We start from the raw sequence: 17,517 nt of genomic DNA on the forward strand, positions 1-17,517 counted from the left end.
TGCTTTTTTAGGGCTCCCCACACCTAACCGCTGGTGCCACCAAAAACCTCCCCTCACCCTCCAATCAAATTCACCACCTTAATCCCCCGAGTATCGGGCACTTCCGCATAAGACAAAACCTTTAACTGCGGCAGGCTCCTGCGCAAAAACCTGGCGAGCATCGCCCTTAGCGAATGCTGCACAAGCAACACGGGCGGCAAGCCAATATTCTGCTGCCGCATGATCGCGTTCTGCGTCGAATTTAGCAGCGTCTGCGCCAATCCAGGCTCAAGCCCCGGATTAGCCCCCGTCGATAAAGCCTGCGACAACACCCGCTCAAGCGCCGGGTCCAGTCCCATCACCTGCAACTCGCCACTGCCCGGATACCACTGCTGCGTGATCGCGCGCCCAAGCGCCAGACGCACGGCCGCAGTCAGATCGTGTGCATCGGAAATCTTGGGGGCATGCTCCTGAAGCGCATCCACAATCGTGCGCATATCGCGGATAGGCACGCCTTCTTCCAGCAAGTTCTGCAGCACCTTTTGCAGCGTGGTCAACGCCATGGTCTTCGGCACGAGATCTTCAATCAACGTAGGCGTGTCCTTGCCAACGCGCTCCAGCAACGACTGAACTTCCTGACGCCCCAGCAATTCAGCCGCATGCGTCACGACCAGATGGTTCAAGTGCGTGGCGACAACCGTACTCGCATCGACGACCGTATAGCCGTATACCTGCGCCTGCTCGCGCAAGTTTGTATCGATCCAGACCGCCGGCAAACCGAACGCCGGATCTTGCGTCGGACTGCCCGGCAAGGTTGCCGTGACCTGGCCCGGATTGATTGCAAGCCATTGTCCCGGAAACGCTTCGCCCACGCCCACTTCCACACCCTTCAACGCTATCCGATAACCATTCGGCCGCAACTCCAGGTTGTCGCGAATATGAATCACCGGCGGCAGGAAGCCGATTTCCTGCGCGAATTTCTTGCGAATGCCCTTGATGCGCTTCAGCAATTCGCCATCGGTATTGCGATCCACGAGCGGAATCAGCCGATACCCCACTTCAAGCCCAAGCGGATCGATCATCGCGACGTCGTCCCAGCTTGCCTCGCTGTTCTCGAGCGGCGCGCTTGCTGGCGCCACGATGTCGGTCACGGCCGCCGCTTTCTTCTTCGCCTGCGCGCGCTGGTTCATGGTGCGCGCGGCATAGACCAGACCGCCGCCGAGCAGCAAGAATGCAAAGTGCGGCATGCCCGGGATGAGCCCCATGACACCGATGATCACGCCCGTAATCATCAACACACGCGGGTTGTTGAACAACTGCCCGGTCAACTGCGTGCCAATGTCTTCCTCCGTCGCCACGCGCGACACGATCACGCCGGCGGCCGTCGAAATAATCAGCGATGGAATCTGCGCGACAAGTCCATCGCCAATGGTCAGCAACGTGTAGTTCGTGGCCGCGTGCGCGAAGTCCATGTCGTGCTGCAACATCCCGACAATCAATCCGCCCACGATGTTGATCACCATGATCAGCAAACCCGCGATCGCGTCGCCGCGCACGAACTTGCTCGCGCCGTCCATCGATCCGTAGAACTCGGCTTCCTGCGCCACCTGCACGCGGCGTTTTCTCGCCTGATCTTCGTTGATGAGGCCCGCGTTCAGGTCGGCATCGATAGCCATCTGCTTGCCCGGCATTGCATCGAGCGTGAAGCGCGCGCCGACTTCCGCAATCCGTCCGGCGCCCTTCGTGATCACCATGAAGTTGATGATCATCAGGATCACGAACACCACAATACCGACCGCGAAATTCCCGCCCACGAGGAAGTGGCCGAACGATTCGATCACCTGGCCGGCGGCATCGGGTCCGGTGTGGCCTTCGAGCAGGACAATCCGCGTGGACGCCACGTTCAGCGACAAACGCAGCAACGTGGAAAACAGCAGCACGGCGGGGAATGCCGCGAAATCCAGCGGCTTTTGCGTGTACATGCTGACGAGCAGCACCATCACGGAAAGCGCGATATTGAAGGTGAACAGCAGGTCGAGCAGGAACGCCGGCAACGGCAGGATCATCATGCCGAGGATCATGCAGATCAGCACAGGTCCGGCCAGCGCTCTCAGGTTCTGTGGTCCCAACGCCTCGGGGCGCTTCGAGAAAAATCCGGCGCGCGCGTTCATGCTTTGCTTCCTTTTCCTTTTTCTGTTTCGTTTTTATCGGCGTCTTTAGCCAGGGCTTCAGCGGCTTCCTGATCGGCTTCGGATTCGGGGACGCTGCCTTTATCGAGTTCCGGTGGGACGTCGAGGTTGTCCGGTTCCTCCGGCCACGCCCCGCCGTCTTCCTTGAATTTGCGCAACTGATAGACCCACGCCAGCACCTGCGCGACCGCGCCGTAAAGCGCGCCCGGAATCTCGCGATTGATCTCGACGTTGTGATACAGCGCACGCGCGAGCGGTGGCGCTTCGAGCAGCGGCACGTTGTGTTCGCGCCCGAGTTCGCGGATGCGTGCAGCCACGAGGTTCACGCCCTTCGCGACCACTTTGGGCGCGCGCATTTCACCATCGGCATATTTGAGTGCGACGGCAAAATGCGTCGGGTTCGTGACGATCACGTCCGCTGTCGGAATTGCGGTCATCATCCGGCGGCGTGCGGCCGCACGCTGTTGAGCGCGGATGCGGCCCTTCACGTGCGGATCGCCGTCGCTTTCACGATGTTCGCGCTTCACTTCCTCCTTGCTCATGCGCAGCTTTTTCGCGTGCGTCCAGAGCTGGTAGGGCACATCGAGCGCGGCGACCAGAAACAAGCCCGCGATCGCCATGCCGCAGCACACCACGATCAGATGCATGGCGTCGGCGAGGGCAAGATTCAGCGGCTTTGTCACGAGGCTGAGCACTTCCTCCTTCCTGTGCCAGATCGCCCAGCCGGCCAATCCGCCGACGACCAACGTCTTCAGGATCGACATGCCAAGCGCGATTGGACCTTGCGCGGAAAAGATCTTGGCGAGGCCGCTGACGGGATTGAGCCGCCCAAAATTCGGTGCGAGCGGTTTGGTGGTGAGCAGCCACCCGCCGAGCGCCATGGGCGCGGTGACGGCGGCGAGCGCGGTCAGCGCGAGCACGGGGAACAAGGCGAAGAAACCTTCCTTGCCGGCGGCTGCTGCGCCGATCAGCATCTGGTTTGTATCGAGTACGGTGTTGTGGTTGAACGTGAATGCGCCGCGCAGGATGGATTGCAGGTGTTGGCTGATGGGTCCGGACATGCCCCAGATGCCAAAAAATCCCGCCGATAGCAACGCGAACGACGCCAATTCCCGCGAGCGCGCGACCTGACCCTCCTCCCGCGCCTTTTCCAGGCGCTTGGGAGTGGCGGATTCAGTCTTTTCGAGGTCGCTTTCTTCTGCCACGTCGGTGCGCTCCGGTCCAGCCGGTCTTCGATGAAGACCTGACGTTCTGATCCAGTGCAGCGATTATTGCGAAAAGGCGCCAGTGGGTATTGGGTGATCAGGGAGGGGAAAGGGGGGTTATTCGGGGTTTAACGGGCGCTGGCGCTTGGGCGGGGGAAGGGTTGGGGTTGAAGTCATGCTTTTTAGGGCTTTGCCCTAAAAAGCAGGCCCCCGCCCAAGATTCGCCCGCATCGAAAATTTCTCAAATAAACATCAACCAATTCAACAAAAACACATTAACAACCAACAACGACATTGCCGTTGGCACTTGAACCTTAATTACTGCATTTTTATCTGGCAATTCGAGCAACGCTGCCGGCACCATATTAAAATTCGCGGCCATCGGCGTCATCAGCGTTCCGCAATACCCGCAAAACATCCCAATAGCGACCATCGTCGCGGGATTGCCATGGAACACCCCAACCAGAATCGGCACACCCACCCCGCCGGTCATCACCGGAAAAGCCGCAAAGCCATTCCCCATGACCATCGTAAAAAGCGCCATCCCGACGCAATAAACGGCCACCGCGACCAACCGATAATCCAGATTCACATACGCCGTCGTCACATGCGCGACCGCCTTGCCCACGCCCGCGTCCGAGAACACCAGCCCAAGCATGCCGAGCATCTGCGGCAACACCGCTGCCCACGAAAGCGCATCGACCAGCCGGCGCGTTTCCTTCATCGATTGCCCAACGGTGTCACGCGTCATCACGCAAGCCACAGCCAGCGCGACGATACAGCCAACCCCAAAACCAATCAGCGTGACGTTCTTCGGATCGAGCAGCGGCGTGCCGCCAAACACCAAATGGCTCGCCGCCAGCGTCAGCACCACGGTCACCACTGGAATGGTCAGCGCTGGCACAAACAGCTTGTTGCCAAGACGAATGGCGGTCTTGCGGCGGGTTTCATCGGAGAGCATCTTGGGCTTTGCGGCCGTCACACCGCCGAAACCGGCGATCAGCGCCATGGCTACGACCAGCACGCCCACAACATTCACCGGCAGCCAGTCGCCAATCAGGAAAATCAGTGCGTAGACGAGCCAGAACGTGCCAGCGGTGAGGCGGCGCGGATGGGTTTTATCGACGTAAATCATGCCCGCAACGATCACCAGCACAATGCCGAGCAAATAGAACAGATAGTTGATCGTGAGCGTCATGCCGTTTCTCCGCGAACGTTCTTGGTCAGCGCGCCAAGTTCGCGAGTGAGCCGCCGATCAAGCAGCCACAGCCGGAAACCATGGATCAGGAATGCGCAGATGGCGGTCGGAATACCCCAAACGGCAACGTGCAACGGTTCAACCACAATGCCCGCTTCGCGCAGGAAAGTGGTCATCAGCACGATTGCCCCGAACGCCACGAAAATGTCTTCGCCAAAGAACAAGCCGACGTTGTCCGTTGCCGCGGAATACGCGCGCAGCGTGTAGCGGGTTTCATCGGAGATCTTGCCGTAACGGGCTTCGGCCGCACCTTCGGCCATGGGCGCGAGGAGCGGTCTCACCATCTGCGGATGACCGCCAAGGCCGGTCAGGCCAACGGCCGCCGTCAATTCGCGAATCAGCAGATACACAATCAGAAGACGCCCGACCGTCGCTGCCTTGATGCCCGAAATCCAGATTTGCGCGCGTTCACGCAGGCCGTGCCGTTCGAGCAAACCAATCACGGCAAGCGGCAGCAAAATGATCAGCGGGATATTGCGCGTCTTGAGAAACCCCGCGCCGATGGCAGTAAGAATACGATCGATCGGGAAATGCGCCGCCAGTCCCGTGATAATGGCGGCGGCGGCCACGATCAGCATTGGATTGAAGCGCAGGATAAATCCCACGATGATGACGGCCACTCCAATCAGCGGCCATAGGTTGACAGCGGTTCCCATAAGATCTCCAGTGCTCGGTAAATTACCTTCCGCCGCTGGACAGACCGCTTGCTTTGAGCCGTCCGTTCCATCGGCTTGACGAAAAGCGGTTCTATGGCCGCTTGCTAAAACGCCTCGTGTTGACCCGAGGCGTTCAATCAATCTAGAGGCGCCGCGTTCAGCTCACGCAGCAACCGCATGCGCGGCGCGAACCGCAATTCCCGCCGTTTCCAGCGCGCCGCGAATCCGCTTGGCGAAGGCAAGCGCATGGGCGCCATCGCCGTGAAGACAGACGGTTTGCGCGTTGATAGGCACCCATTCGCCGCTGACCGCCTGCACGCGCCGCTCCGTTGCCATCGCCAGCGTGCGCGCGAGCACGGCGTCTTCGTCGTCCAGCAGCGCGCCCGGATCCTTGCGCGGAACAAGCGACCCGTCCGCCCGGTATCCACGGTCCGCAAAGACTTCTTCGATAGCCGCCATGTTCGCCTTGCGGGTGGCATCGACGAGATCGCTGTTCGCCAGGCCGAACACGAGCAACGATGGATCGAAATCGTGGACTGCAGAGACAATTGCTTCCGCAATTTCCGGATTCTTCGCGGCCTGGTTGTAGAGCGCACCGTGCGGCTTCACGTGCGCGACCTTGCCGCCTTCGGCCTTTGCGATCGCGGCCAGCGCGCCAAGCTGATACAACACGCCCGCATAAATATCCGACGCCGGAATGTCCATTTCCTTGCGCCCGAAATTTTCGGGATCGTTGAAACTTGGATGCGCGCCTATCGCCACGCCTTTCGCGACCGCCCAGCGCACGCAATCGCGCATAGCCACGGCTCCGCCCGCATGCCAGCCACACGCAATATTCGCCGAACTCACCAGATCGAGCAGCGCTTCGTCGGAGCCACAGCCTTCGCCGAGATCGGCGTTCAGATCGATTTCCATGGTCGTTCCTTTCAGGTTGATTTACCGTCGAGCCGCTCAGCGTGCATCGCGATCGCCGCTTCGACCTGTTTCACGTACATGCGCTCTTCGGCCAGCGCGTGGCGCGCGGCTTCCATCGTGGTTTCGATAAAGCGCACACCGCCGTTCAACCGCGCCTGCGCGAGTTTCCACAAATCCGCCCGGATCACCGATCCGATCTTCGGGTACCCGCCGGTCGTCTGGGCGTCTCCCATGAGCACGATGGGCTGGCCGTTCGGCGGGACCTGGATCGTGCCGGGAAGCACCGCGTGCGACAGGAGATCGGCTTTATCGGTACGTTCCAGCACCGTCCCGGCAAGCCGGAAACCCATGCGGTTACTGTTCGGCGTGATGGTCCATTCCTCGTTCCAGAAATCCCGCTGCGCCGTGCTCGTAAAGGTCTCGTATTCGGGGCCACGCAAAACCCGGACCGGCAGCGACCATGCGTTGCCAGGCGTATGTTTGCCGCGCCGCAACGGCTCTTCGACGTACACGAACTTGCACCACGCGGGGGCTTTTACGCCAAATGCGACGCCCGTCGGCGAGAACGCGCCGTTCTTTTGCGATTGCGGCACGCCGGTCGCAAGACGGTCGCCGTCGCGCAATGCCCGGCCGCCAAGGCCACCGAAACACGCGCCGAGATCCGTACTGCGCGACCCCAGCATGGGCAATACGTCGATACCGCCCGCCACGCACACATAACCGCGCATGCCGTGTTTCGCGCCGCGCAGCGTCAGTTCCTGGCCAGCCTGAACCGGCAGGCTCCACCATGAATAGACGGGTTTATCGTCGAGCGTCGCGCCGAAATCCGTGCCAGTGATCGCAATGCGTGTTGCCCGCGTGAAGCGCAGGGTCGCGGCCCCAAGCGTCAATTCGATACCCGCCGCATCCGGCCGGTTACCCACGATCCGGTTGCCGATTTCCAGCGATAAAGCGTCGAGCGCACCGCCCGAACTCACGCCCAGATGCCTGTAGCCGTGGCGCCCGAGGTCCTGCACTGAAGACAGCATGCCCGCGCGAATCACGTCGATCATGCGAGCACCTCCAGCGCGATGAAACGCACGTGATCGCCTGGCTGCATCAGCGTGGGCGGGTTGCGGGCCGGATCGAAGAGCTTGACGTCCGTGCGTCCGAGCAACTGCCAGCCGCCGGGAGATGCCGCCGGATAAATCCCCGTCTGCTCGCCACCGATTCCCACCGATCCCGCCGGCACTTCCAGCCGCGGTTTTGCGTGACGCGGCGCGTGCAGCGTTGGATCCAGACCGCCGAGATAGGCAAAGCCGGGCTGAAAACCCAGGAAGAACACGATGTAGTCGGCTTGCGTGTGCCGTTTCACGAGTTCATCGATACCCAGTTTCAGGTGTTTCGCGAGCGACGCGAGATCCGGTCCGTCCGCCCCGCCATAACGCACGGGAATTTCAATTTCAGTGGTCCCGACATCCGCCTCGTGCGCCTCGTCCCAGGCGTTTTTGAGTTGCTGGGCAAGACCGGTTGGCTCCAGTTGCAGCGGATCGAAGACCAGCGTCAGGTTGTTCATGCCCGGCACCACCTCCACGATGTGCGGCCAGAGCCGCGCCGCGTCGGCGAGCGCCCACATTCGGCGTTGGCATTCAAGCGTGGCGGGCGCGGGCGCTTCGCAGACAAGCGCGCTGTCGCCAAGCGGATGAATTTTGGGTGATGTCATGCTGACCTTGCCGGTAGTCGAGGTCGTGCCTCGATGCGATCATCGGAATGTACATTGTCAATAAATTATCAACAATTTATCAATAAGTGTGTCTGCTAATTATTGAAATTTGGGTTGGTACGCTACACTCGACGCCACATTGTTCCGTTAAGCGCCATGCCTCGCCATCCGACCAAGATTGTTTCGTCTGAGCATCTCGTATCCGAAACCAGCGCGGAATTGTCCGAGTTCGAGTACGGTTTGATCATGGCTGGCAATGCGTTCAACCGATGGATGGTGCGATGCATGTCGGCGGCGGGGGCGAAGGACATGACGGCTGTTGAGGTATCGCTGCTGCATCATGTCAGTCATCGTGACCGCAAGAAGAAGATTGCCGATATCTGCTTTGTTCTCAATATAGAGGACACGCACGTCGCGAGCTATGCCTTGAAGAAGCTGATGGCGCGGGGTTATGTGGCGAGTGAAAAAGTCGGCAAGGAGGTGTTGTTTTCGGCAACGCCGGCGGGGAAGGAGTTGTGCGGGAAGTATCGGGAGGTGAGGGAGAGTTGCTTGATCAGCGCGTTGAAGGAAAGCGGGCTTTCGAACGAGCAGATCGGCGAAGCAGCACAGTTGCTGCGCAATGCTTCCGGGCTTTATGACACAGCGGCGAGGGCTGCCGCCTCACTATAGGTTTCGTTCGCACTCGGGGCGGGCCACTCGCATAACCCCGGCCTAGCGCCAGCGCCCCGCCCAAGCGTAAGCTACAAAAATCCACGCCCCGTCGCGCAAGCCCTTCCGGGAGATTTCATCGAATGGCATCTGCTGGCGTTTCCTCCAATCCCCTCACCACCGGCGCACGCCTCGTCGTCGATGCCCTCCTGACCCACGGCGTCGAACGCGTCTTCTGCGTCCCAGGCGAAAGCTTCCTCGCCATCCTCGATTCCCTCCACGACGAAACCAGCCGCATCCAGACCATCGTCTGCCGTCACGAAGCAGCGGCCGCGAACATGGCCGAAGCCATCGGCAAACTGACCGGCCGCCCAGGCATCGCGCTCGTCACCCGCGGTCCCGGCGCGACTCATGCATCTATCGGCGTGCATACGGCCTTCCAGGATTCCACGCCAATGATCCTGCTAATCGGCCAGTGCGCACGCGAACACATGGATCGTGAAGCATTCCAGGAAATCGACTATCGGCGCATGTTCGGGCAAATGGCGAAGTGGGTCGCTCAAATCGATGACCCCAAACGCATTCCCGAATATCTCAGCCACGCATTTCATACGGCAACATCCGGCCGACCCGGCCCCGTCGTGCTTGCATTGCCCGAAGACGTGCTCAGCGAGCCCTGCGAAGCCGTCCCCGCCGCGCCGCGCTATCAGCGTGTTGCCGCTGCACCCGCGCCCGCGCAGATCGAGCGCGTGCGCGAACTGCTCGCGGTATCGAAGAAACCGTTTGTGATTGCAGGCGGCAGCGGCTGGACGCAGGAAGCGACAGCCAATTTCGCCCGTTTCGTGGAGGCATGGCGGCTGCCCGTAGGCTGCGCATTCCGCTTTCAGGACACGCTCGACAACAACCATCCAAATTACGCAGGCGATGTCGGCCTCGGCATCAACCCCTCACTCGCCGCTCGCATTCGCGACGCTGATCTGCTGCTGATACTCGGCCCGCGCATGGGCGAATCGACGACCGGCGGCTACACGCTGCTCGACATTCCGAAGACAAGGCAGACACTGATCCACATTCACCAAGGCGCGGAAGAACTCGGCCGCGTGTACTCCGCTGATCTGCCGATTGTCTCGGGCATGCCGGAAATGGCGGCGGCCCTGGCTTCCCTGGAATCGCCGGCAAACATCGCGTGGAGCAGCGCAATCGATGAAGCGCACGACGCGTATCTCGCATGGCGCAAACCGCGTCCCATGCCCGGCGATGTCCAACTCGGCGAGATCATGGAGCAACTCAGCGCGCATCTGCCCGCTGATTCCATCGTGACTAACGGCGCGGGAAATTATGCGACCTGGCTGCACAGGCATTACGCGTATCGGCATTACCGGTCGCAACTGGCGCCCACCAGCGGCGCAATGGGCTACGGCGTACCAGCGGCGATCGCGGCGAAGTCGTTGTATCCGGAACGCGTAGTCGTGGCCTTCGCCGGCGACGGCTGCTTCATGATGTCGAGCCAGGAATTGGCCACGGCGATGCAATACCAGCTCGCTGTGATATTCGTGGTGGTGAACAACCAGCAATACGGCACGATCCGCATGCACCAGGAGCGCCATTATCCGAATCGCGTGCATGGAACCGCGCTGACGAATCCCGATTTTGTAGCCTATGCGCGTGCGTTCGGCGCGCACGGCGAGCGTGTTGAAGCGACCGCGCAATTCATGCCGGCATTCGAGCGCGCGATAAAAAGCGGCTTGCCATCGGTGATCGAAATCAGGATTCCGCAAGATGCGAGCACGCCGGCCGCGACACTCGATCAGATCAGGGAACAAGGCGAAAAATTGCGGCAAAAATAGCAAGCAGACAAACAAAACTGACGGAGACGCAAGATCATGGCATCGCAAGCATTTTTGCAAGCAAGAGACTTCCTGCTGCGTCATCGCGACGACTACGAAACCGCGTACAAGGACTTCGCGTGGCCGGAACTGACCGAGTTCAACTGGGCGCTCGACTGGTTCGACGAATACGCGCGCAGCAACCTTGCCCCGGCGCTGTGGATCGTGGAGGACAATGGCGACGAAATCAAGCTGTCGTACGCGGAGTTATCGGCGAGATCGAATCAGCTTGCGAACTGGCTGAGACAGCACGGCGTGCAGCGCGGTGACCGCATCCTGCTGATGCTGCCAAACCAGCCCGCGCTCTGGGAAACCATGCTCGCCGCGATGAAACTCGGCGCCGTCACCATTCCGGCAACCATGTTGCTGACGCCGGCCGACATCGCGGATCGCATGACGCGCGGCGAAGTCAAGCACGTGATCGTGGCATCGAGTGAAACGGCGAAGTTCGACGCCATCGATAAAAACAAGACCCGCATCGCGGTCGCCATTCCTGAAGGCACAGCATTGCCCGAAGGCTGGCTGAATTTCGCCGATGCCTTCAACGCAAGCCCGTCATTCGAGCCCGAAGGGCGCACGCTCGCGACCGATCCGCTGCTGCTTTATTTCACGAGCGGCACGACGAGCCGTCCGAAACTGGTTCTGCATAGTCATCAAAGCTATCCGGTCGGCCATCTCTCGACCATGTACTGGATCGGCCTGAAACCCGGCGATGTCCATCTCAACATCAGTTCACCCGGCTGGGCGAAGCACGCGTGGAGTTGCGTGTTCGCGCCGTGGAACGCGGGCGCGACGGTGTTCATCCACAACACCCCGCGCTTTAGCGCCAGGTCCACGCTCGAGGCGCTGGTCAAGCACCAGGTCACCACGCTCTGCGCGCCGCCGACTGTCTGGCGCATGATGATCCAGGAAGATTTATCGGCGTATCAGGTGCATTTGCGCGAGGTCGTGGGCGCGGGCGAACCGTTGAATCCGGAGATCATCGAGCGCGTGAAGAAAGCCTGGAACCTCACGTTGCGCGACGGGTTTGGCCAGACCGAAACCACGGCGCAAATCGCCAACTCGCCTAACCAGCCGATGAAAGCAGGATCGATGGGAAGGCCGTTGCCGGGTTACAGGATCACGCTGCTCGATCACGACGACAACCCCGCGCAGGAAGGCGAACTCGCGCTGATCCTCGACCCGAAACCCCTGGGCCTGATGGACGGCTACGTGGACGATCCATCGAAAACGCAAGACGCAATGCGCGGTGGCCATTACCGCACGGGCGACGTGGCATCCATCGACGCCGATGGATATTTCACCTACGTAGGCCGCGCCGACGATGTCTTCAAGGCCGCAGACTATCGCATCAGCCCGTTCGAACTGGAAAGCGTGCTGATCGAACATCCGGCGGTTGGTGAAGCGGCGGTGGTGCCGAGTCCTGATCCGCTGCGGTTATCGGTGCCGAAGGCGTTTGTAGCGTTACGCAATGGCTACGAACCGACCAGGGAAACCGCTGGAGAGATATTGAAATTCGCGGCGCAGAAACTCGCGGCCTACAAGCGCATTCGGCGCATCGAATTCTACGAATTGCCGAAAACCATCTCGGGGAAGATCCGTCGCGTGGAACTCAGGAAAACTGAAGAAGCACGAGGCAGCGATGCACGCCGGGAGAACGAGTATTGGGAGGAGGATTTCAACGTTTGACCATGTAAAAAACCCCGCAGCAAAACGCCCGCGGGGTTTCTCACATCACACCACACCAATACCCTTACTTCCCGCCCACGCTTTGCAGCGTCGTCCACTTGCCGCCAACGACCTTGTACAGCGTGATCCCGCCGTTCTTCAAATCGCCCTTCGCGTCATAAGCAAGCTGCTTCGACGTCACGCCAGGCATGTCGGTTTTAGCCAGCATAGGCAGGTACTTGGCCGGATCGGTCGAATTCGCCGTCTTCATGGCGGTGAACATGGCCATTGCGCCGTCATACGCGTAAGGCGAGTACGTCTGCACGTCTTCGTTAAAACGCGTCTTGTACTTCGCGACATATGCAGCGCCGCCCGGCATTTCATCCAGCGGCAAGCCAGCAAGCGACGCCACCGTGCCGTCGGCCGCGTCGCCGGCGATCTTCAGGAACGTGTCGGTCTTGACCATTTCGCCTGCCATCAACGGCGCGCGAAGACCCAATGTCTTCATTTGCTTGACCATCGGGCCCGCTTGCGAATCAGCGCCGCCGTAGTACACGAGGTCCGGATTCGCCGACTTGATCTTGGTCAGGATGGCCTTGAAGTCGACGGCCTTGTCGTTGCCATATTCACGATCAACGATCGTCGCGCCCGCCGCCTTCGCCGCCTTTTCGAACTGATCGGCAAGACCCTGGCCGTAAGCCGTGCGGTCATCGACAATCGCGATCTTCTTCATCTTCAGCGTCTTCACCGCGAACTCGCCCGCCACCGATCCTTGCTGCGTGTCGGAGGTCATCATGCGGAACGTGGTCTTGTAACCCTGCGTGGTGTATTCCGGCGCAGTCGCCATCGCGATTTCGGGAATGCCGGCGTTCGCGTAGATGCGAGAAGCAGGAATCGTAGTGCCCGAGTTGAAGTGACCGAGCATGCCCTTGATGTTGTCATCCACGAGCTTTTGCGCGACGGTCGTGCCGGTGCGCGGGTCGGCCTGGTCATCGGCGGAATCGAGCACGATACGGATGGGCTTGCCGCCGATCACCGGCTTCGTTGCGTTGAAATCCTCAACCGCGAGGACGATGCCGTTCTGGAAATCCTTGCCGTAATGCGCCTGCGCGCCGGTCATCGGGCCAGCGAAACCCACCTTCACGTCCTCAGCCGTTTGCGCCTGAGCCGTTGCAGCAACCGACAACCCCGTCACCAACATCGCTGCTGCCAGCTTCTTCATCGTGTAATCCATAAACTCTCCTGATTCCCATGTAAGTGGCAGCGCGTGCCGGTGTCGCCGTGCCTGCTGCCGTTGTTTGAGCCAATCCGCCGCGCCTGCAAGTTCAGTCAGGCTCAGCCGATCGTCATCAAATTCGCATTGCCGCCCGCGGCCGCCGTGTTCACGCTCACCGAGCGCTCCGTCAGCAACCGTTCGAGCGCGTAGTCCTGCTCGCCGTCGTGGGCTTCGTCGGCAAACGCTCCCGCCGATACACCCTGCACCGAGACAATCGGTCCCGGGCGTTTTGCGACGTCCTTCACCAGCGCCATCAGTTCGTCGCTGTCGCCTTCGAAGAGGACGGCGTCGAAAGGAACATCCTGGTTCTTGCGCACCAACGCATGCGCCTTGAGCGATGCCGGGAGCGCCGCCATGAGTTGCTCGCCAGCCGCGCCCGAGAACAGCGCCTTATTGCCCGTTGCCAGCACGGCTGCGAACTGAGCGCGCGCGCCGCTTGCCGTCGACGCCACGCACAAGACCATGCCGCGCGCGCCGAGCGTGTATGTGTTGCGCTCGCCGGTGGGACCGGGCAGCACGGCGGTCGCGCCGGCCATGACGTGTTGCAGATGGCCGTCGCAACGCGCGGCCGTTTGCGGATCGCGTTCGGCGATGGCCCAGTCGCGCAATGCGGTGAGCGCGGCGGGCGTATCGTTCGAAACCGTCTGGTCCGCGATCAGCACGCTTTCCAGCGACTTCGGCAAACCGGTCGGGCGCTTGGCGAGAAGACGCTGCAAATACAGCGCGCCGCCTGCTTTCGGTCCCGTGCCCGATAACCCCTCGCCGCCGAACGGCTGCACGCCGACCACCGCGCCAATCACGTTCCGGTTCACATAGATATTGCCCACATGCGCGCGGCCGACGACGTGCGCGATGGTTTCGTCGATACGTGTATGGATGCCCAGCGTCAGCCCGTAACCCGTCGCCTTGATTTGGTCGAGCAGTTTATCAAGTTGCGCGCGCCGATACCGAACCACATGCAGGACGGGCCCGAACACTTCGCGCTTGAGTTCATCGATGGAATCCAGTTCTATCAACGTCGGCGGAACGAACGTGCCTTGTGCGCAACTGTCGGGCGTCGGCAACTGCACGACGTTGCGGCCTTTTTCGCGCATCGATGCAACGTGCGAGTCGATGCTTTGCTTGGCTTCGGCATCGATTACAGGCCCCACATCCGTGGACAAACGATCCGGATTGCCCATCGCAAGTTGCTGCATCGCGCCGGTGAGCATTTCGAGCGTGCGCTCGGCGACATCGTCTTGCAGGCAAAGAACCCGCAGCGCGGAACAGCGTTGACCGGCGGAATCGAACGACGACTGCAACACGTCCGCGACCACTTGTTCGGCAAGCGCCGACGAATCGACGATCATCGCGTTTTGCCCGCCCGTTTCGGCGATCAGCGGGATCGGGCGGCCATCAGGGTCGAGCCGTTCGGACAGGGTCTTGTTGATGAGGCGCGCCACATCTGTTGAACCGGTAAACATCACGGCGCGCGTGCGCGGATCGGCGACGAGCGCCGCGCCCACGGTTTCGCCATTGCCCGGCAGAAGTTGCACCGCGCCAGCCGGCACGCCGGCTTCACGCAGGATGCGCACGGCTTGCGCAGCGATCAGCGGCGTTTGTTCGGCAGGCTTGGCGAGCACCGGATTGCCGGCGGCGAGCGCCGCGGCGACCTGTCCCATGAAGATTGCCAGCGGAAAATTCCACGGGCTGATGCAGACAACCGGACCAAGCGGCCGATGGGTATCGTTGGAAAACTCGCCCCGGATTTGCGCCGAGTAATAACGCAGGAAATCGATCGCCTCGCGAATCTCGGACACGGCATTCGCCAGCGACTTGCCGGCTTCCCGCACGACCAGACCCATCAGCGTATGCATCTGCGCTTCGAGCAGATCGGCGGCGCGGGCGAGACAATCGGCGCGTTCATCTACAGGCGTCGATTGCCAGATCGGCGCGGCGGCCACGGCGTTGTTCAGCGCCAGAGCGACGTGTTCCGGCGATGCATCCGTCACCGTTCCCACCAGATCGCGCAAGTCGGCCGGGTTGCGGACATCGTGCGCAACGCCTTCTATCACATCGTTGGTTTCGAGCATTGGCGCCGCTCGCCACGGATGATTCGCGCTCGCGAGCAACGCCGACGACAGGGAAGCCAAACGGTGCTCGTTCGACAGATCGAAGCCCATCGAATTGAGGCGCTCGCCGCCGTACAACTGGCGCGGCAACGGGATCTTCGCGTGCGGCAAACCGAGCGGCGTGAGCTTGGACGCTTCTTCGACGGGATCCTGCACGAGCTCGCTGACGGGAATCGCCTTATCCGCAATGCGATTCACAAACGAGGTGTTCGCGCCGTTCTCGAGCAAGCGCCGCACGAGGTACGCGAGCAGCGTTTCGTGCGTGCCGACCGGCGCATACACGCGGCACGGCCGGTTGAGCTTGTCGCGCCCGGTGACTTCTTCGTACAGCGGTTCGCCCATGCCATGCAGGCATTGGAACTCGTATTGCCCGGGATAATAATTGCCGCCAGCCAGGTGATAGATCGCCGACAACGTGAACGCGTTGTGCGTGGCGAATTGCGGATAAACGGCATCGGGCGCGCCAAGCAACTTCTTCGCGCATGCCACATACGAGATGTCCGTATAGATCTTGCGCGTATAGACCGGATAACCTTCGAGGCCATCGACTTGAGCGCGCTTGATTTCCGAATCCCAGTACGCGCCCTTGACCAGCCGCACCATCAAACGATGCCGGCTGCGACGCGCCAGATCGATCAGATAATCGATAACAAACGGGCAGCGCTTCTGATAAGCCTGCACCACGAAACCAATCCCGTTCCATCCGGCCAGTTCCGGGTCGAAGCACAGCGCTTCGAGCAGATCCAGCGAAATTTCCAGCCGGTCCGCTTCTTCCGCGTCGATGTTCAAGCCAATGTCGTAACGGCGCGCGAGCAACGCCAGCGCCTTCACGCGCGGCAGCAACTCGGTCATCGTGCGTTCTTGCTGCGCGCGTGAGTATCGTGGATGCAGCGCCGACAACTTGATGGAAATTCCCGGGCCTTCATAAATGCCGCGCGAACCCGCCGCCTTGCCAATAGCGTGAATCGCCTGTTCGTACGAAGCGTAATAGCGCAGCGCGTCTTCTTCTGTCGTCGCGGCTTCGCCGAGCATGTCGTAGGAATAGCGAAATCCACGCGCTTCGAACTTGCGGCTGTTGGCGAGCGCCTCCGAGATCGTCTCGCCCGTGACGAACTGCTCGCCCATCAGGCGCATGGCCATATCCACGCCCTTGCGGATCAGCGGTTCACCGCCGCGCCCGATCAGGCGCGTCAACGCCGACGACAACCCGGCTTCGCTGTTCGTGGTCACGAGCTTGCCGGTGATCATCAAGCCCCACGTCGCCGCGTTGACGAACAACGACGGCGCCTGGCCCATATGCGAGCGCCAGTCGCCCTTGCTGATCTTGTCGCGGATCAAGGCGTCGCGCGTTGCGCGATCGGGAATACGCAGCAGGGCTTCGGCAAGACACATCAGCGCGACGCCTTCCTGGCTCGACAACGAGAATTCGTGGATCAGCCCTTCCACGCCGCCGCCCGTCTGCTTTTTACGCAGCGCTTCGACGAGCTTTGTCGCCATCGCGTTCGTTTCGTTGGCGACACCTGCCGGCAACCGCGCCTGCCCGATCAGGAACGGTACGCATTCGGGCTCCGGCCGCCGGTACGCCGCCGTAATCGCCGCGCGCAGCACCGATTGCGGCTGGACGTTCTGGGCAAAATCGAGGAACGGATGAGGCGCGCCGTCTTCGTCGGAGTCGGCGTGAGCAGGAGGTTCGAGCGAATCGGCCGCGCCAAGTGCACCGGACAGTTCCGGCGGCAACTGTCCATGTTCGATGCGCTCCAGGTACGCGAAGATCGCCTGCTTGATGAGCCAGTGCGGCGTACGCTCGAGCCGCGTTGCGGCGTCTCTCAGGCGGGTACGCAAAAGATCATCGACTTTGACGCCCAGGGTGGTGCTCGCCATAACTCGTTCCTTGCCGACCTGAGGAGCCGGCGATAGCTTGAAAAGTGGCCGAATCGTAACTCGCACATAAAAAAGGTGCAACCGACTTTTAGAGACGGGTTGCACCTATGGAAAACCATATAGGATAAGGGATTAGGGGTAAT

General features: G+C 61.0%; 12 protein-coding genes. 3 read left to right on the forward strand and 9 right to left on the reverse strand.

The genetic code is table 11. The annotated features are described in order from the left end of the window. Positions 1-53: 53 nt before the first annotated feature. The 7 genes from flhA to pxpB all read right to left on the reverse strand — a co-directional run bounded on the left by flhA (position 54) and on the right by pxpB (position 7,904). On the reverse strand, positions 54-2,150 hold the full coding sequence (flhA, locus tag ACRWA7_RS32885) for a flagellar biosynthesis protein FlhA (RefSeq protein ID WP_060817628.1): 2,097 nt from the start codon (positions 2,148-2,150) through the stop codon (positions 54-56). Beyond that, positions 2,147-3,373: a flagellar biosynthesis protein FlhB gene (gene flhB, locus ACRWA7_RS32890; RefSeq protein WP_060817627.1), complete on the reverse strand. Its 1,227-nt coding sequence runs from the start codon at positions 3,371-3,373 to the stop codon at positions 2,147-2,149. The genes flhA and flhB overlap by 4 nt, the downstream gene beginning before the upstream one ends. Before the next feature lie 241 nt (positions 3,374-3,614). Next, entirely contained in the window at positions 3,615-4,571 is a 957-nt protein-coding gene (locus tag ACRWA7_RS32895; protein ID WP_060817626.1) for a DUF979 domain-containing protein, read from the reverse strand. Continuing rightward, positions 4,568-5,287, reverse strand: coding sequence for a DUF969 domain-containing protein (locus ACRWA7_RS32900; RefSeq protein ID WP_060817625.1), 720 nt, complete (start codon positions 5,285-5,287; stop codon positions 4,568-4,570). Before ACRWA7_RS32900 ends, ACRWA7_RS32895 begins: the two co-directional genes overlap by 4 nt. Before the next feature lie 162 nt (positions 5,288-5,449). Beyond that, complete coding sequence (pxpA, locus tag ACRWA7_RS32905; protein WP_060817624.1) at positions 5,450-6,202, reverse strand: 5-oxoprolinase subunit PxpA; 753 nt, start codon at positions 6,200-6,202, stop codon at positions 5,450-5,452. A gap of 11 nt (positions 6,203-6,213) precedes the next feature. Then, on the reverse strand, positions 6,214-7,254 hold the full coding sequence (locus ACRWA7_RS32910) for a biotin-dependent carboxyltransferase family protein (protein WP_438394856.1): 1,041 nt from the start codon (positions 7,252-7,254) through the stop codon (positions 6,214-6,216). Then, positions 7,251-7,904 (reverse strand): 5-oxoprolinase subunit PxpB, encoded by a 654-nt coding sequence (gene pxpB, locus ACRWA7_RS32915; RefSeq protein ID WP_438394857.1) that lies wholly within the window; start codon positions 7,902-7,904, stop codon positions 7,251-7,253. The genes ACRWA7_RS32910 and pxpB overlap by 4 nt, the downstream gene beginning before the upstream one ends. A 156-nt stretch (positions 7,905-8,060) precedes the next feature. On the opposite strand from pxpB, the gene ACRWA7_RS32920 reads away from it, so the two are divergent. From ACRWA7_RS32920 to ACRWA7_RS32930, 3 genes are all read left to right on the forward strand, one after another. Next, positions 8,061-8,573, forward strand: coding sequence for a winged helix DNA-binding protein (locus tag ACRWA7_RS32920; RefSeq protein ID WP_060817621.1), 513 nt, complete (start codon positions 8,061-8,063; stop codon positions 8,571-8,573). Between the two features lie 122 nt (positions 8,574-8,695). Further along, positions 8,696-10,399, forward strand: coding sequence for a thiamine pyrophosphate-binding protein (locus ACRWA7_RS32925; RefSeq protein WP_438394858.1), 1,704 nt, complete (start codon positions 8,696-8,698; stop codon positions 10,397-10,399). 33 nt (positions 10,400-10,432) lie between these two features. Then, a complete protein-coding gene (locus ACRWA7_RS32930; RefSeq protein WP_438396851.1) occupies positions 10,433-12,127 on the forward strand; it encodes an AMP-binding protein in 1,695 nt (564 codons plus the stop codon). Positions 12,128-12,191: 64 nt separating this feature from the next. On the opposite strand, the gene ACRWA7_RS32935 is transcribed toward ACRWA7_RS32930, so the two are convergent. Both ACRWA7_RS32935 and putA read right to left on the reverse strand, forming a co-directional pair. Further along, positions 12,192-13,340, reverse strand: coding sequence for a branched-chain amino acid ABC transporter substrate-binding protein (locus ACRWA7_RS32935; protein ID WP_060817618.1), 1,149 nt, complete (start codon positions 13,338-13,340; stop codon positions 12,192-12,194). Between the two features lie 101 nt (positions 13,341-13,441). Continuing rightward, positions 13,442-17,374 carry a trifunctional transcriptional regulator/proline dehydrogenase/L-glutamate gamma-semialdehyde dehydrogenase gene (gene putA, locus ACRWA7_RS32940; RefSeq protein WP_438394860.1) on the reverse strand — a complete coding sequence of 1,311 codons (3,933 nt, stop codon included), beginning with the start codon at positions 17,372-17,374 and terminating at the stop codon, positions 13,442-13,444. Between the last annotated feature and the right edge of the window lie 143 nt (positions 17,375-17,517).

The sequence above is a fragment of the Caballeronia sp. DA-9 genome, from assembly GCF_051615025.1.
In the GTDB taxonomy this organism is placed as follows: Bacteria; Pseudomonadota; Gammaproteobacteria; order Burkholderiales; family Burkholderiaceae; genus Caballeronia; species Caballeronia sordidicola.